Origin of the sequence: Streptomyces sp. NPDC050388 (assembly GCF_040655635.1) — a bacterium.
Taxonomy (GTDB): domain Bacteria; phylum Actinomycetota; class Actinomycetes; order Streptomycetales; family Streptomycetaceae; genus Streptomyces.
The window spans coordinates 1-16512 of sequence record NZ_JBFAKH010000121.1 but is presented as its reverse complement, the minus strand read 5'-3'; the positions used below and the strand labels follow the sequence as shown (position 1 = coordinate 16512).

Here is a 16512-nt window from a genome sequence, read left to right as displayed (position 1 = left end):
GCTCCCCCTTTTTCAGGGCCCGCATGTTCACCGGGTCGATCGCACACCGCGACCAGTCCAGGTCGCCGCGGGCTCCGAGCTCATCGAGGACCAGGCGGTGCAGCTTGGCCCGGACCCCGACCTTCGTCCACTCGGTGAACCGACGGTGGGCCGTCGCGCCAGAGGGGCCGAACGACTCCGCCGGCAGCTGCTGCCACGTGCAGCCGGAGGTCGCAACGAACACGATCGCCGCCAAGACCTCCCGGTCGCCATGGCGACGCCGGCCACCCCCTTGAGGCCGCGACGGCGCCTCCGGCACCACCCGCTGGAACAGCTCCCACAGCTCGTCCGGCACCAGCCGCTCAACAATTTCCACCACGGCCGACAGCCTATCGAGCCAAATGAGATGACCTCTAACTACCCGGCCTTGGGGAAACTTCACTTGGTGAGGGCCCACGAGCGCGGACTGCTGCGGCCTGAGGGCTGAAGCGGTCGGCTACGGGCTGACCACGGGATCGGGGTGGGCCGCGAGCCAGTGCTGCAGTTCGGCGTGGCGGAACTGGTACGCGGGACCGGAATAGCGCATGAGACCCGCCGAGCAGGCCCAGTCCAGGAAGCGGCCCAGCCGGAAGGGCAGCCGCCGGCGAGCGCACAATAGGAAGACCAGGTAGCGCCGCGCGGCGCTGAGACCCGACGCCTGGCCCGAGGCGACCGCGGTGGCTGCTCCGACGACAAGGCCTGTGCTCGGCTCCAGGATCAGAGCCACCGTGCCGCCGACGGCCAGGCCACCGAACAGCCCGGTGGAGACGGCGTAGACGAGCCCGTAGACGGTATCGTCGCGCAGCGCGACCGGCGGGACGACAGCCGTCGTCGGCGCGGCCCCGCGCAGCCCGGTCGCCACGCTGAACCGGAATCCGGCGCCGAGCCCGGCGACCCAGCTGACGACCGTCCCGACGACGAGCGAGGCCGAGGGGTGCCCGGCCGCCGCGATCGCCACCCCCACCGCGAGCCCAGCCGCGACGCCGACGAAGGTGGCGAGGACGGGATTGACGATGAGTCCCAGCAGGAACGGTCCTCGCAGGCCGGGCTTGTGCCGCTTCTGCCAGTCCAGCCTGCTGGGGCTGAGGGCGAGTGCTGCGGCCAGACCACAGACCACCGCGAGGGCCAGTACGCTCGCGGCGGCCTTCCCTGGCTCAGGGGTCAGCCAGGCAGCGGGCAGGACCGCGCTGATCGTGCCGAACGTCAGCAGGGCGTCCGCCATCCGCACCCTGCCGGGCCCGGCCGAAGGCCACAGGCCGTGCACGGTGATGTCGGTGGTCTGATGCGCCGTCGCGCCGGTTCCGGTCAGATGCCCAGTGAGGTGGTGCAGCCAACGGTGGACCTGCGTCGGCCCGTAGAGGGGCGGGCCCGGGTCGCCAGCCGCGGGTTCGACAGCGGCGGGGATGTAGCGAGCCAGCAGATGCCGGTCGAGTGCGCCGCTGTCGTACAGCGTGAGCAGATCCGCCGGATCACCGTGGTAGCGGTAGACCGTGGCGGTCAGACCGAGTCGCCAGGGAGTCGACAGGGTCCGGGCGTGCACGCAGGACGGATGGGCCTCGAGGTGGTCCAGCAAAGGCTGCCACCGCGCCTGGTCGTGGCAACGGTCCCGTAGGTAGGTCAGCGCGGTCTCGGACGCCACCGGCGAGACGACCACCAGCGCGGCGTCGACGAGGGGTTCGCGCGCCAGCAGCGCCTCGTAGTTCGCCATGCGGCTGGTGAGCACGAGGGAGCCCGCCTCCAGTCCCTTCTGGTAGGCGTTCAGGTGCTGTACCGCGGCCTTCGCCCGGGGTGCGTCCGGGTCGGGCGAGCCGTCGGCGAGAGGGGGATCCATCTCGTCCAGACCGTCCAGGACGGGCAGCACCATGCCGTGAGACACCAGCCGCCGTGCCATCTCCGCGGGCCAGTCCAGCGCCTGCGTGAGATGTTTCTCCAGCAGTTCGGGCAGGGTATGGGCAGTGTCCCACTGGGCCATCGGGATGCGCACAGGCACCGGGTCGGTGTCGGTGCGGTCGGCAGCTAGGGCCAGGGCCAGTTCCAGAGCCAGGACCGTCTTGCCCGAGCCAGGCGCTCCGGCGATCACGAGGCGCCGGGGCCGGGTGGCACGGAAGAAACCCGCTATGTCCGGGTCAGCGCCGGCGCCGCCGGGGTCGCGGAAGGTGCGTCCCACGCCCGGGGCTTCGGCCGCCCGGCCCGGTACCGCCCGCAGCGTGTAGCGCAGGTCGATGCGCCGGGTGTCTCGGCCGAGTAGCTGGTGGCGCACCTTGCCCTCGCTCTCCTGCACCTGAACGGCCAGCGTCGCCGCCCACTGGCGCACCAGCTCGGTGTCCGTGCCCTGCGCCGGTCGTCGCAGCGCCGCCACAGCAGCCACCAGCCCCGCGACCCCGATCGGCAGCCCCAGCAGCCCGGCCGTGTCGGCCGGCCCGAGCTCGTCGCGCACCAGCTGGGACACCGCGTAGCCGGCACTGGCCAGCAGCAGCACCCCAGCGAGCACGACTCCTGCCCGGCGCCGCTCTCTTTCCCGTCGCCCCCCGATCCCCACCATGCTTTGCTGCATACCCCCCTCGGGCACGGAACTCTCCTTGCGGCAAAGACGGTTGAACGACGGAGCCGGTGGTGCCGAGGGCCTTCAGCCGAGCGGTTCGAGATACGCCAGCACGGCCTTCGCGGTCGCGGCGCTGCGGAGGTAGCCGCCCGCCTTGTGCATGCGGAAGGCGCCGATCCCGGTGGAGACGCACGCCGTCACGCCACGGAAGGTGTCAGTGAGGGGCTGCGGTACGGCGACGAGGTCCCCGGGGTCGGCGAGGTTGACCCAGGCAGCGGCGCCTGGCGGACAGCTAAACGCGCGGGAGTCGTCCGGGTGCTGGAGGTACGGCAGGACGACGTCCGGCATCGCGAGCGGCGAGCCGAGCGTGACGAGGACGTCGACCTTCAGGTCGGTGTACTGCCACAGCGTGTCGTAGGCCACGACCGAGCCGAGCGAGTGCGCGATCAGGATGCGTGGCTCGTGCCGGGCGATGGCGTCGGCCAGGCGCTGCCGCACCCGCGTGCGCGCTGGGGTGTGCAGGTACGCCAGCAGGTCCGGGAAGAAGCGGGCCACGAACCTCCGGACCGGTTCCTGGCCGAACCCGTAGCGCTTGGCCACGCCGTCGGCGACCCAGCGGACCGGAGTCAGAACCCGCCCCTGTGCCTCGCGTGTGCCCACCCCCAGCAGCTCGCCCCAGCGCAGCACCGCGTCGACCGCCTCGGGCGCGAGTCGGTCCACGTCGTCGCCGGGGCCCTGACCCTCCGGTGCCGGGTAAGCCGCCTGCAACAGATCGGCGTAGTACGTCATGGACAGCTCGCTGGCGCCCAGGGGGCTCGGGACATTCTGGCTGAGGGCCCGCGCCCACGCCGCGCCGAGACGGGCTGCGGCCGCGTCCGCGCCGCGGGTGGGGTCGTACTGGTTCACGCCGTGCACGGCGACGATCCGGCTCACTGACTCCTGCTTTCCCTGGGCTGTGCGGTGACGGGGGTGAAGACCGACACCTCGCGTCCGTATCCGATGGCGAGGGAGGTCTCCTGATGGGCGACGGTCTGGACGATGTCGGGCAGGTCGATTCGGTGTGCCTGGTCCCCGTCGCGCAGGTCCCAGCCTCGGACCGTGCCGTCCGCACTGCCGGAGAAGAGCACGTCCTCGCCGCCGAGCCGGACGAAGGTGAGCGAACGCACAGCCGCGGTGTGACCCCGGAGCGCGAGCAGCACGGCGGCGTCGGCGAGCCGGAGTACCCGGATCTCCCCGTCGGCCGTCCCCACGGCGATGCAGGGGTCGGTGCCCCGGGTGCCGGTGGCCAGAGCCCGGACCGGAGCGCCGTAGCGGCGGGTGTGGACGAGGTCGGCGGTGCGCAGCGATCTGACCCGCACATATCCGTCGAAGTCCCCGGTGACCACCAGGCGTTCGCCGCCGGTCTCGGCCACGGCCAGGCAGGCGATGTCTCCGGTCCTGCGCCGCCGGGTGACGAATTCGCGCAGCGGATGTCGGCCACCGGGGTACCAGATCATCACGCTGCCGTCGCTGCTCCCGGCGATGACCTGGACACCTCCCCCGTCGCGGGGCAGCACGCCCAGTGCCACGACGTCGGCGGTGCCGAGGCTGGTGCCCACTGCTGTCCCTGCGGGAGGCCGCACGTCCCACAGGATCAGGTGCCCCTGGATCCCCCCGGCGGCGATGAGGGTGGTGCCCCCGGCCGTAATCGGTACCGCGGTGTTCAGCGGGAGGTTGCGTGCCGTTTCGAAGCCCGCGACGAGTTCGCCGTTGCCCGCGTCGATGACGCGTACCCGGTCGTCACGACAGGTCGTGACCGCGCACAGACGTCCCGCGACACGATGCAGGGCCAGAGACCGGACCCAGCGGGGATGTCCGTCGGGCGCGGGCGGGGGTTCCTCCCGGGTCGTGTCCCAGGTCCTTACCGTCCGGTCCTTCGACACCGTGACCGCCACCGGGCGCGTCCCGACCCGGGTCAGCGCGGCGCCGGTCACGCCGCTGGTGTGGCCGGCCAGCACGTCCCGCAGCGATCCGGTGCGCGTGTCCCAGCAACACGAGGTGTCGTCGTCGGAAGCGCTCAGTACCACCGGGGTGTTCAGCGCCTTACCCGGGACGAGAACGTTGATCGCGCCTGCGTGCTGCCTGGTGGCCCACAGCAGTCCGCCGGTGGCCAGGTCCCAGGCGCGCAGGATTCCGTCCTTGTGACCTGAGAAGGCCAGCCAGGACGACTCTCCTGGGCATATGGCCAGGGCCCGCACCTCGGCGCGTACGAGCCGCTGCTCCGCGAGTCCGGCAGGGCGCAGGGTGTGCAGCACGGCTCCCGTGTGGGCATGCGCCACCGCGACGGCTCCGCTGCGGTGTCCGGTCACCGCGAGGGTCTGCCCGCCGACGTCGGCGACGGTGAAGGCGGTGATCGGATCCCCGGGGAGCGGGTTGCCGCGGTGCAGGAGCCGCCGCCCGGGGAGGTCGAACGCTGTGACGCCGTGGTGCGCGGTGACCGTCAGGGCGAAGACCGATCCGCCCTCGCGGCCGACCGCCACCTGCTTGGCGCGGCCACCGGCCGAGGACACCGGCCGCAGTGCGTCGGCCGGGCCGCCGGCCAGGTGGGCGACGTAGGTGGGTCCGTCAGTCGTGACGACGGCCCAGCCGGTCTCGTCGCTGACGGCGACCGCCCTGATCGCGGACGGGACCGACACGGAGCGCAGGGCGCGTCCGGTGCCCAGGTCCCACAGGGTGAGCCGTTCGGCGGCCGTGAGCAGGACCGCCCGGTCGTCGAGCGTGGTGACGGCCACGTCCTTGACGGCCTGCGCGTGCAGCAGGACGTGCCGTGTGGTTCCGGTGCCAAGGTCCCATACCCGGGCCGTACGGTCCTCGCTGCCGGTCACCGCCAGGGTGCCGTGGGGACTCTCCGTCGCGACGAGGGCGTTGATCCGTCCGGCGTGACCGGTCATGGTCGCGCCCGACGACGCCGAGATGTTGGTGGCGGTGGACCACAGGCAGCGCCAGGGCAGCACGTGCCCGCCCGGGGCCCTCCGCATGCGCTCCGCCAGCTCGTGGTGTCCCAGCCGCAGCGCGTCCAGAGCCAGGATCTGTCGCCGGGCCCTCGCCTCCACGTGCTGGTGCCAGCCGATCGAGGCACAGTAGACGTCGAGCGTGTGCTTCACCGGCGGCGGGTAGGCATCGCGGAACGGCGGCAGTACGGCCGCGACGGCCGTGGGATCGGCGTTGACCAGGAACTCACCGTCGTCGAAGAGCCGCACGAGTTGCAGGAGACCGGCGCGTGCGGCGTGCTCGACCACGTGCCGCCGCAGATAGGGGTCCGCCAGGTCCCAGCGCAGGGTGTCCCCGGTGCGGTGGACGGTCGACAACAGCTCCCGCAGGACGAGCCGTTCCCGCGGGTCGTCCTCTCCGGACGGGTGGGGCACGGGCTGGTCCGGGGTCGTCATGCTGGCCCTCCGCTCACCGGGGCGGTCGCCGTCATGTGGTCCACGAGCTCCTGGTGGAACAGCCGGTACAGCGTCGTGCCGTACTCGGGGTCGATGTCCCGGCGCAAGAAGAACGACATCGAGGCCAGCACCTCCAGCACGTCCTCCCGACTCGGTCGGTCCCCGCCCGGATGGAAGGCAGCCGCGGCACTCCGGACGAGTCCCGCCGGCATCCCCTCCCCCTTGCCGAAGGCGATCGCGGTCATCACGGGGCGCGCCCAGGCCAGACCGTCCTCGGCGAAGAGCTGGCCGTCGAGCAGCGCGGCCAGGGTCAACGGGAGTCGGTCGACGGCCTCCTGCACGTTATCGGCGTCCAGCGGCGGCAGGGTGCCGATCGAACGCGCCGCCAGCTGTGCCGTGAGGAACTCCCCGCCTCCGCCCGCCGGGGCCGACCGTCCGGCGCTCTCGATCCGCCGCGCCACGGCTCGTGCGACGGCACGGCGGACCGGGCTGCGCCGCGGGTAGGTGCCGGCGTCCTGCAGCAGTCCTTCGACGTATTCGGCCAACGCGTCCGTGAGGTCCTCCCGGTCGGTGTCGTCCAGGTCCACCAGCAGTTGTCCGGGCTCGGAGGCGGCCAGCAGCAGGGGCTGGAGCCATTCCCCGTACGGCCGTACGCCGACCAAGAGCCGGCAGGGTCGGCTGCGCGGGCCGTCCGCGTACTCCCGGCGAGCGAGTGGCCCGAGCAGTTCCACGGTGATACGTACGCTCTCCCGGGCCTCGTCGAGCGCGTCAAGGACGATCAGCGGTTCCACGGGGAGCGCGGCGATCGCGTCCACGAAACCCTGTGTGGTCCATCCGTCGTCGGGCGCGGCCATCTCCAGTTGTCCCGCGATGGTGTCGATGACCCGGGACAGGGTCATGCCGCGGGCGTGGACGGCGGCGACGGCCTCCCACGGGTCCGGCCGGTTGCGGGCGGGGATGTGGTTTACCACCGTGTCCAGCGCCTTCGACAGCTTGGGGTGGGCGCAGCAGACCACCACACCGAGCAGGGCGGACTTGCCGGTGCCAGGGCTACCGGTGACGACCGCGACCACGGCACCGTCGCCCTCCGGCCGGGCGAGCCAGTCGGCGAGGGCGCCCAGTTCCCGATCGCGTCCGGAGAAGTGGCAGGGGACGTCCAGGCCGGACGCCGTCTCGCGGCCCGAGGCCCGGGAGAGGTAATGGTGGAGGTCGAGGGTGGGGTGGACGGTGTCGATGAACTCCTGCAGTGCCCACCGGTCGCGCAGTTCCAACCGCTCCACGGGGTCCTCGCGGTACCAAGGGTTGGCGAGGAACCGGGTGTCAGGACCGTCCAGTTCGCTGGCGACGACTTCCTGTTCAGGACAGGCGTCGTCCTCGCACAGGCGCAGCAGCCGCCGGTAGACCTCGTCCTTCAGCCACGACAGCCGCACGTACGGTTCGCTCGGATCGACCCCCGCGTGCCCCTTGGCCAGGTCCTCCAGCACGTCGCACACGGCCCGGGAGAAGCGGCCGCCCCAGGCCTGTGCGTCCGGCGGGCAGGCGGCGAGGACGAATATGCGGCGCTCAGGGCGCGGGAGGTTCCGCGTCCAGTCGATGCCGGCGCCCGCGTGGCACACGTCGAGCAGGAGCAGGACGCGCCCCGTGCCGTCGTCGTCGACGTCCTGGAGGAACCGCCGCACGTCGAACGCCGTCTTCGCCTGCTGGTCGCGCGTGTTGCTAGCCACGATCATGAGATCGTCCGGGCTTCCGCGCCGAAGGAATCCGTGGCTGACGATGTGGACCACGGCGCAGCTCCCGGCCTTGACCGCCGCGCGTATCTCCTCCATCCGTTCCCCGAGCGTGGCGTGGTCGAGGTCGGGCAGGTGGCGCGGGGCCGGTGGGACGAGCGGGGCCAGATGCCGGGAGACCCGCTCGCCCAGCTTCCGGGAGAACGGCAGGTCGTCCCAGGCGCTGCGCTCGGGGGGATCTTCTTCGTCGTCGTCCTCGGCCTCGGCGGCCCCGGCTGGGGCGGCGGGGAGCCGGAAAGTAGACATGGAGACGACCAGGGTGGGCGAGTCCTTCGGGGCGGCCCCGGCAAGTTCGTCCAGGGAATCGTCCATGGTCATGCTTCCCCCGGCCCACTCTCGTCCCGCCCCCTCGCAGTAGGCACAACAGTATGTGAACAACTCGTCACCCGACGCCGCATTCGCGCAAGAGGCCCCGGGAATCCCTGCGCTCTGGACCGGCACTGCTTCAGCCGGTGGCAGCGGCCTGGTAGCGCTCCGCGTAGTCACGCGCCCGGGTTCGGGCATCGGGCGCGAGGATGCGGCAGACGAACTCTGCGGCCCGGCAGCCGAAGGGGACGTCCTCGCCATCGAAGGACCGGACCACGACGAGCCAACGGTCGGGGTCGTCGCCGTCGGTTCTCCAGCAGTACAGGTCCTCGTGCTCAGTGCCCGCCCAGATGAGCAGACCGTCCTCTCCGAGAGCTGTCCACGGCTCCTGGTTCAGGTTCAGGAATCCGTCGAAGGCGCCCTCGCCGAACGTCTCGACCATGCGCTTGTAGTCGCTCGGCAGCGCGGTGCCCAGGCGCGACTCCACCTCCGCCCAGTCCACGTCCGGCCGTTGGGCGGGCTGTGTCCAGCCGGTGATCCGTCTGAGCCGCTCCATCCAGTCGACGTCCTCGTCCGGAGCGACCGCCAGGGGTTCGGGCACCTTTCTGTGGGCGACCACCAGCACCGGCCGCTCGGCCCCCTCGGAGTCCCGTGCCGACCCACTGGTCCCCGTACGCCCACGCCCGTATCGTCACGGCCCGGTCCTCGAGGGGGACGAGGAGAGCCGCGCCCCTGGACTCGTCGACCGTCGGATCGGTGAAGCCGTCGAGGACGAGGGTGCGCGGGGCGCCGTACCTGTTGTCGAGTAGGTCGGTCAGCTCCTGCGGGTCCAGGTCGCCGGGCAGGTACAGGTAGCCGTCCTGCGGGCCGAGTCGGGCCAGCAGGTCGTTGACGGTTGCTTGTGTGAGCTCCATGGCGGACAGTGAAGCGCACCGCGCTGACGATGGGCATCGTCCAGCCTGAAGCTGCAGGTCCCGGGGCTGGCGTGGGCCGAGGCTGGGGTGCTCGCGCCGGCCGCGACGCCTTGACTTCGCAGCATTGGGTGATCGCCCGTCAGCGGTGGATCTCGGCGTTCGTCAGCACGAGGAGGGCCCGCAGCAGCGTGGTCGCGTGTCGGGCGTTCATCCGGACCTTGGTGAGGATCCGCCAGTTCTTCAGGTCGGCGAAGCCGTGCTCGTTCGCCGCGCGATCGCGGCCGACCAGCTTGTTCGCCTCCTTCTGGGCCTCGGTCAGCGGATGGCCCCGGGTCGCCTTGCGGCCAGTGACGATCACCGGATCGTCGGGATCGTCGTCCAGGCCGGTAGAGCCGAGGTCCGCCAGCGCCCCGAGGCCGGCCGCCCGCAGCCTGGCAGTGATCTTGTTGTGCCGGGCGGTGGTGACCTCGCTGGAGCGGCCCGGCCGTGCCGCCGAGATCCACACCAGGTTCCCCTTCTCGTCGGTCAGTGCGAGGAACAGCAGGCCATGGGCCTTGTATTTGCCCGAGCAGTCCGGCCGGTTCTCATCCCCGGTGCGTCTGCGGGTGCGCACCAGGGTGCCGTTGAGGAGCACCACCTCGCCACCCGATCGGGTGAGTTTCAGGGCCCGGTCCAGGCGCGGGGCCCGCGCAGCGAGCAGGCCGATCACTTTCAGCAGCCAGCGGCGCACGGTGGAAGCGGAGACGTCGTTGCCGCCCGCCATGTCGGAAAGCCGCTGGTCGTGGCGCAGCACCGCCAGGACGATCAGGGCGATCCGGCCCGGTGGGAGCTTGCGCCAGCGCGAGCCGATCTTCTTCAGGTGACCGCGGACCAGGCCGGCAACCAGGTCCAGGGTGGCGCTCGACAGCGGCAGGCGGCACTGGTAGACAAGCCCTTCAGTGCCCTCGGCGGGGCTGGTGTTCTTTCGCATGGAATACCCAACTTCCGTCGGGTGCCTGCGCGTTACGCCGAGATCAGGCCGCGGCCGGTCAGGCGGACGGCTGCGGCAGGGCGGTGAAGCGGCCGGCGGGAGTGCGGTGCAGCCAGCCCCGGTCAGCCAGGCGCCTGAGCTTGTCGCGTACCGGTTCGACCTGCCCAGGCTGGGTGCCCCTGCCGAGTTGGACGCTGACGTCCTTGGCTGGGGCCGGCTCCGAGGCCGCGGCCACGATCTTCGTGATCGCCTGATAGTCGGCGGGCAGAACACTTTCGTCCATGCCCGGCTCGCGGTGCGGGACCAGCAGCATCCCACCCGCACCCAAAGTCGTCGTGACCCGCTCCAACTCCTCAGCTACGGTCGGGGCGTCGGCCTGTCCGCTCCGCTCGGCCTCGATGAACTGCCCGATCACCACCTCCGCTGCCTCCAGCCGGGCCACCTCGGCATCGATCTCGGCGAGCTCCTTGCGCAGTCGTTCGGCACGATCGGCCAGTACCACCCTCCGCTGCATCACCCAGACCAGCACATCCGCCACCAGCAGCCCCTTTTCATCCGGCTCTTCTCGGAGCCTACGAGGCACTCCGGGCCCGGCACCGCGATTCCGGCGAACCGTCCACGCGGCAGACGATCACCTGCTACCGATCACGCCCCCGACCGGCACGAGCACCCCAGCCCCCACCCACGCCAGCCCCGCGACCTGCAACTTCAGGTTGAAACGAGACCATTGCACCCACACGGGCGGCGCACTCGGCAAACAGCCGATCACGCCCCGCCGTGGGCCGCTATGAACGGCTCATGCTCAAACTTGTGCTGCGCGGTTTGGCCGCCGCCTCCCTCGCCGTCCTGCCTCTCACGCTTCCCTCTCCCGCCCACGCCGCGGAGACGCTCCCGCTGGCTGAGACCGTCACCCGTCTGCCGGTGGATACCGAGTCCCGGGACAGCTACGACCGGGACGCCTTCCGTCACTGGAACGCCGACAACGACCCGGATGACGGCTGCAACACCCGCGCGGAGGTCCTGCTCTCCGAGGCCGTCGAGCCCCCTGTGGTCGGGCCTCGGTGCCGCTTGAAGTTCCCCCCGCGGTCGGGACAGCTTGATACCGAACCCGGAACGGTTCAAACTGACCTTTTACCAGAGGGACTTGCGCGATGGCCTGCCTTGTTCAGGGAGCATGTACCGCCAGCGGATGCACGCCCTGGGGCAGACACCCGCGCGTTACGGATGCCGCCCGGCTACACCACTCCACGGGACGCGATCTTCGCGAGATCGTGCTCGGTCTCGTACAGAGGATTTCCCCAGGTATCCGGGGCACCACCACTACAGATAGGACGCGAGTGTGGCCGCGAGGGCTGTGCTACGGAGATAACAAGCCGCGGTGTGGGGATCGATGAGTCGCACGCTCTCCGGGCGGTCAAAGTCAACGCCTAGGAAGTAGTCCTCCAGTGGACGGAGGATAGCGACGGGGTCACCGTGATCGGCCAGGTTCACCCAGCGATCCACACCAGGCGGGCGGCTACCGCGTCCATCAACAGGAGCTGGCAGCAGGCGGTGGAAGACGCCATGCGGCAGGGCGAGGGGAGAGCCCAGGGTGACCAACAGTTCGACGTGCAGCTCTGGATGGGCGTGCAGAGCCTCGTATGCGACCACCGTGCCCAGTGAATGAGCCATCACCACCCGCGGCTGGTGGGTGGCGATCGCTGAGGCGACTTCCTCGCGAGCCGCGATGCGGGCAGGCGCATCCGGGGTGCGTAGATAGGCGGTGACCTCCCGCGTAAACGTGGCGATAAAGGCGCGAGTAAGTCGGCCGTCCAGATGGAAGTGCTTGGCCATGACGGCGGCGAACTGCCGGAGCGGAACGGCCAACCGGCCTTGCGCAGTAGCTTGGGGCAGGTCAAGTGCCTTCAACCACTGCATCGCCAGCGCGGTCTCATCTGGAGTGAGGTGATCGAGGGCGTCATCTGCCGGTCCCTGCGCAACGGGCATTCCCTTGCGCAGGTGGTGGGCGTAGTAAGCGAAGGCTAGGGCACCATCGGGAAGAGGAGAACCGAGCCCTTCAGCAAGGTACTTGGCCCAACGGCCCAGTTGGTAGGCGGCAACCTCCTCTGGCGTGTAGCCGGACTTGTAGTTCCAGATGCCATGGACTCCGAGAATGAGAGACATGGTCGTGTACTCCCGGAAGATCAGCGGGTGGGGTAGGTGAAGCGGGCCAGTAACTAGAGCGCGGGAAGGTGAGGGCTGGGCTCGTGGCCTAAGAGGGTGTCACATAAGGCGACGACGGTCCCCCTGGCTGTAGGATCGTACAGGGCCATGACGTCGCGCTTGGACTCGTCCGAGTAGTTCTTCAACATCATCGACAGCGTCCCTCCTTCTCCGGACCAAGCGCATCCGGTATCAGCGTGTCCACGTTGCAAAGGAAGGCCCCCTGGTTCCCCTTGCAGAGACACGAGCGGCTGCAGGCGCGGCAGCGGTGCCACGACGAAGACAGCATCGCCAGCGCGCCTGCACACGAACTCCCCTGCTAGGAATGGGATAATGCCGCCGCTGACGGTGGCGGACTGGTGGGAGCACCCGTGGGGAAGTCGGAACCGTACCAGCGACCTGGTGAATACCGGGCACTGGTGATCGGAGTCAAGGGTCAAAAGCAGCCCCTGGAGAACCTCGACGAGAAGAAGGACCAGGAGGAGCAGCCTCTCCTCGAATACGCGCCAGAGCGTGCCCGACAGGTTGCAGATGCCCTGCACACGTACGGCTACGAGGTCCAACTGTGCGCCGACGACCCGGGTCCCACAGCTGCCGCCCTGCAGGAGTCCGTCTCATCGGTCCACAATTCCGGCCCTGGGTTCATGGTGGTTCACCTCCTCACACACGGAACGCCGGACGAGACCAACGGTGTGTACCCAGTCGGCGGGGACGGCCGCCAAACCGAAGACGACGTCGAGAGCTGGCTGAAGAGGATCGAGAAGGCAGATCCGGACGGTACCCCCCTGGTGCTGTTGCTCCTCGACATGTGCTACTCGGGCCGTGCGGTCCGGCTCAACTGGCAGCCGCTAATGAGTGTCGAGCGCCGCCGGACCTGGGTAATCGCTGCGTCGGGGCCCCAAGAACGTGCCTACGACGGGTGGCTTTCCCGAGCCGTCACAGAAGTGCTGGGCAACTACCAGGACGGCGTGCTGCGCGTGGACGCCTCACTGCCGCACGTCCCCATTCGTGGGTTTCTCCGGCAGGTAAGGCTCCGGATCGAGCGCTACGTCGCTGAGGGAAGCGGAGAGAAGCAGCGCCTGCACACCCCTCTAACATCACTCGACATCGACGATACCGACCTGGCCCACCTACGCTTCTTCCCCAACCCCCGGTACGGCAAGGAGCATCCGGCATGGACGGGCCCTCAGGAGGCCACCGCGAGCGCGGAACCATCCGCAGTACCGGATCCCGCGCTCACCGCCCTACTGAACGAAGCCCTCGACCCCCGGCACTTCGCTGGACGCGCCTCCGGCACCGAGGCCGTCTCCAATAACGTAGAAGACGGCTTCTTCTGCGGCCGGGAGGCGGAGGCCCGGCAACTCGCGAGCTGGCTGCGCGGGGACGGTACCGCTCTGCGGGTGGTCACCGGCAAACCCGGGGTTGGCAAGTCCGCGCTGCTGGGCGTCCTCGTGTGCGCGGCCCATCCTCGGATGAGAGACGAAACCACGAGACTGTGGCGACAGCTGAAGGCACCGCCTCCGAAGCTGCCACACCCGTACCTGGCGGTCGTGCACGCCCGGCAGCGATCGGTGACGGAGGTACTGGATGCCATAGTCCGCCAGTGGAACCTGACGCCCTCAGCCGACCGGACCGCCAAAGGCATCGCGGACATACTGGCCGCGCGGGAGTCGGCGCCCACTCTCGTGATCGATGCCCTGGACGAAGCCCGGGAGCCTGAGGAGCTGATGAACGAGCTGCTCATGCTGATCGACCGACGCAGACCCGACGGTCAATCCGTGTGCCGGCTCCTGGTCGGCGTCAGAGCCGAGCACCGTTTCCGGCCACTGCTGCGCAAGGCCCGTCGGATGGACGGCCGTCTCGACCTGGACCGCGTCCCCAGACGACGTCTGCGGGCCGATCTTCAAAAATACATAGGGCAACTGCTGAAAACCAGCAGTCCCTACGAAAGCGCGGCCAACGAAGCACTCGCCGACGAACTGGCCCAGGGCATCGCATCTGCGCTGACTCCGCTTCGTGGCGTGGAAGTCGGGGAGTTCCTGGCGGCGGCCCTGTACGTACGCCAGATCTTGGACCGTCCCGTCCCGGCAACCCCCCGCGAGGCCCGCAAACTCGGCGCTGCTGTGCCCAACCAAATGCTTGACCTGCTGGACCTGGACCTGTCCCAACGCCAGGAGGAACCATGGCTGCGGGCGGTACTGACGGTGCTCGCCCACGCGCAGGGCAACGGCATGCCCGAGGAGATCATCCGGGCAGCTGCCGGGCTATTCAGACCGGGCGACGACACGAACGTCCCGTCGATGGACGAGATCCGTTCCTGCCTCGAGGCGGGACGTTTCTACCTTCGCCGGGACGTGGACAAAGAGGGCAACACGCGGTACCGCCTCTTCCACCAGAGCCTGGCGGACCAGATGTACACCGAGGCCGGCGCGCGGGCGGTCTGGCGGCGGCTCCATGCCGAAGCCGGACGCTGGTCGACAACCAACCCCTACCTGTTGGAATTCGCCGGTCACCACGCCCTGGCAGCCGGGGAACTGAAGACCCTGCTCGCGGACCCCGAGTTCTTGGTGCACGCGGATCCACTGACCCTGAACCCTCTCCTGGCCTCGCAGGATGACGAGATGCGTTTCGCTCAACTCTACCGACAGACTTCCCTGCAACGGTTTTCCAGGCCCAGGCAACGGCGAGAGGTTTTGGCTGTTGCCGCAGCAAGGGGATCCCATTCCAATCTGAGGAACGCTCTCACCCGGGGTGCCAATTGGCGCCCCCGGAAGGTGGCGACGGCGCCGCACAGGGAATATCTAGATGTCATTCCAGGCTTCATGGGGGGCGACGGAGCAATTTCTGGCCCTCACCGTTTTGAAACCGCGAGCAAAGACGACCTCGTTTTCCAAGCGATCGCAACCATGACCGTCCGCGAGCGTCCCATGGTCGCGGCTCTGGCTGGCGACCTGCACGTGCACTTTCGGGATGTACACAAAGGCCCGCCACATGGCTTTGACTCCGTTCGGAGCGATTCCGTCTATCTGACCAACATGCTGTGCTGTGCGGCTGTCGGTGACGGCATCGTCGTCCTCGCGGGCGGACCAAAGTCCCCACTGAGCCTTTGGAGGATTCGGAAACCTGGCAGAACTCTGGATATACGCCGTCCAGAGCGGATGCTCGACCCCGGATCGATCGCTCCTCTCACCGAAGTCACGTTGAGCTACATGGAAGACCGCCCCGTCGTCATTGTGTGCGGGGGCGGTCGCGCCAAGGAACACCGCGGCGAGGGCATGGTCGGCTGCTTCGACCTGGAGACCCTGAAACCCCTGGGACAACCGCTCAAGGGCCACCACGGCCCGGTCAATGCCGTCGCCTCGGTCACACTCGGCCGCCACGCACACCTGGTGACCGCGGGCAGCGACGGTGCGGTCCGGCTGTGGAACCTGACCACCGGCACGACTGTCCACACCTTCCACGGCCACGAGGGGCCGGTGGAATCCGTGAAAATGCTGCCCATTCATGGCCGTCCGCACGCACTAACCGGCGGCAGCGACGGGACGATCCGTCTGTGGGACCTGACCCAATTCTCCGACGCTGGAACATTCCAGAGCCACAAAGGTGGGGTGCGTCACATTGTCCCGGTGCTGCTTCAGAAGCGCCCTCATGCGGTGAGCACCGGAAACGACAACACCGTCCGGATAAGGGACCTGGAAACCGGCCTCGAGACGGACTCCTTCACACTGCCCGCCGCACCGGCGTCCATGGCCGTGACCACAGACGGCGAGATCCTCCTAGCGCTCGGCAAGCACATCGTCGCGCTGAAGGCGGCCACCGGAAGGCCGCGACCGCAACCCATCGACCCCGTACGATTTCCCTGACCCGTCCGAAACGGAGGCATCCCAACATGGCACTCGTGCGTCAGGGGGCGCGGATCCCTTATACGGACGGGTAGGCGGGTGCGATCGCAAATCAGGCGCACCCTCGAAAGCGTCACAGACACACGGACCGCACGAGGCACCGAGCGCACCGTGCGCGCCAGCGCAGCCGATCTCACGACGAAGCCGCACCGAAGCACTTCGGTGCGGCTTCGTCGTCTCGCAGCTCGCGCAGAGGCCCCGTCAAGATGGTCCCGACGGGGCCTCGCCGTATCCCCTGCTGTCACACAGCTATCACGAGCTGGGCGGACCCTCCCGGACTGGGAGGCCCTGACCTGCGCTTTCTCCCCCACACTGGACTGGCGTAGACGCCCTTGGACGGTCCTTACAACCTGTGCCATGTGGTACCGGCACGCGCCGTAGGCGCATCCCATTGAGCGCCGTCCTTCCCGCCGCACCACAGGGCCCCAAGCACGCGAAAATGTCTC

General features: G+C 69.3%; 10 protein-coding genes and 1 pseudogene. 2 read left to right on the top strand and 9 right to left on the bottom strand.

Annotated features, from left to right (window positions below; all coding sequences use genetic code 11):
• The 8 genes from AB0I73_RS37060 to AB0I73_RS37025 form a co-directional block, all read right to left on the bottom strand.
• On the bottom strand, window positions 1-358 hold a 358-nt coding region (locus AB0I73_RS37060; RefSeq protein ID WP_363044821.1), incomplete at its 3' end, for a transposase.
• 117 nt (window positions 359-475) lie between these two features.
• Window positions 476-2509, bottom strand: coding sequence for an NACHT domain-containing protein (locus AB0I73_RS37055; RefSeq protein ID WP_363044820.1), 2034 nt, complete (start codon window positions 2507-2509; stop codon window positions 476-478).
• A 135-nt stretch (window positions 2510-2644) separates the two neighbouring features.
• Window positions 2645-3493: a hypothetical protein gene (locus AB0I73_RS37050; RefSeq protein ID WP_363044819.1), complete on the bottom strand. Its 849-nt coding sequence runs from the start codon at window positions 3491-3493 to the stop codon at window positions 2645-2647.
• Window positions 3490-5985: a WD40 repeat domain-containing protein gene (locus AB0I73_RS37045; protein ID WP_363044818.1), complete on the bottom strand. Its 2496-nt coding sequence runs from the start codon at window positions 5983-5985 to the stop codon at window positions 3490-3492. Before AB0I73_RS37045 ends, AB0I73_RS37050 begins: the two co-directional genes overlap by 4 nt.
• Complete coding sequence (locus AB0I73_RS37040) at window positions 5982-8084, bottom strand: ATP-binding protein (protein WP_363044817.1); 2103 nt, start codon at window positions 8082-8084, stop codon at window positions 5982-5984. The genes AB0I73_RS37045 and AB0I73_RS37040 overlap by 4 nt, the downstream gene beginning before the upstream one ends.
• A 133-nt stretch (window positions 8085-8217) precedes the next feature.
• The gene (locus AB0I73_RS37035) at window positions 8218-8679 is read right to left on the bottom strand and encodes an SMI1/KNR4 family protein (RefSeq protein ID WP_363044816.1); all 462 of its coding nucleotides are present in this window, start codon (window positions 8677-8679) and stop codon (window positions 8218-8220) included.
• A 452-nt stretch (window positions 8680-9131) separates the two neighbouring features.
• Window positions 9132-9962 carry a transposase family protein gene (locus AB0I73_RS37030; RefSeq protein WP_363044815.1) on the bottom strand — a complete coding sequence of 277 codons (831 nt, stop codon included), beginning with the start codon at window positions 9960-9962 and terminating at the stop codon, window positions 9132-9134.
• A gap of 58 nt (window positions 9963-10020) precedes the next feature.
• Window positions 10021-10500, bottom strand: a complete 480-nt coding sequence (locus tag AB0I73_RS37025) for a hypothetical protein (RefSeq protein WP_363044814.1) — start codon at window positions 10498-10500, stop codon at window positions 10021-10023.
• A 260-nt stretch (window positions 10501-10760) separates the two neighbouring features.
• Here AB0I73_RS37025 and AB0I73_RS37020 point away from each other — a divergent pair.
• Window positions 10761-11033, top strand: a pseudogene (locus AB0I73_RS37020) (HNH endonuclease); the annotation flags it as partial.
• 249 nt (window positions 11034-11282) lie between these two features.
• Here AB0I73_RS37020 and AB0I73_RS37015 read toward each other — a convergent pair.
• Window positions 11283-12125, bottom strand: a complete 843-nt coding sequence (locus tag AB0I73_RS37015; RefSeq protein WP_363044813.1) for a hypothetical protein — start codon at window positions 12123-12125, stop codon at window positions 11283-11285.
• Window positions 12126-12583: 458 nt separating this feature from the next.
• Here AB0I73_RS37015 and AB0I73_RS37010 point away from each other — a divergent pair, with 458 nt between their 5' ends.
• Window positions 12584-16027, top strand: a complete 3444-nt coding sequence (locus tag AB0I73_RS37010; RefSeq protein WP_363044812.1) for a hypothetical protein — start codon at window positions 12584-12586, stop codon at window positions 16025-16027.
• Window positions 16028-16512: the final 485 nt, after the last annotated feature.

Bases quoted from the DNA above. Each gene is read 5' to 3' on its own strand.
- AB0I73_RS37040 (WP_363044817.1), bottom strand. From the start codon at position 8,084: ATGGACGATTCCCTGGACGAACTTGCCGGGGCCGCCCCGAAGGACTCG.
- AB0I73_RS37045 (WP_363044818.1), bottom strand. From the start codon at position 5,985: ATGACGACCCCGGACCAGCCCGTGCCCCACCCGTCCGGAGAGGACGAC.
- AB0I73_RS37015 (WP_363044813.1), bottom strand. From the start codon at position 12,125: ATGTCTCTCATTCTCGGAGTCCATGGCATCTGGAACTACAAGTCCGGC.
- AB0I73_RS37030 (WP_363044815.1), bottom strand. From the start codon at position 9,962: ATGCGAAAGAACACCAGCCCCGCCGAGGGCACTGAAGGGCTTGTCTAC.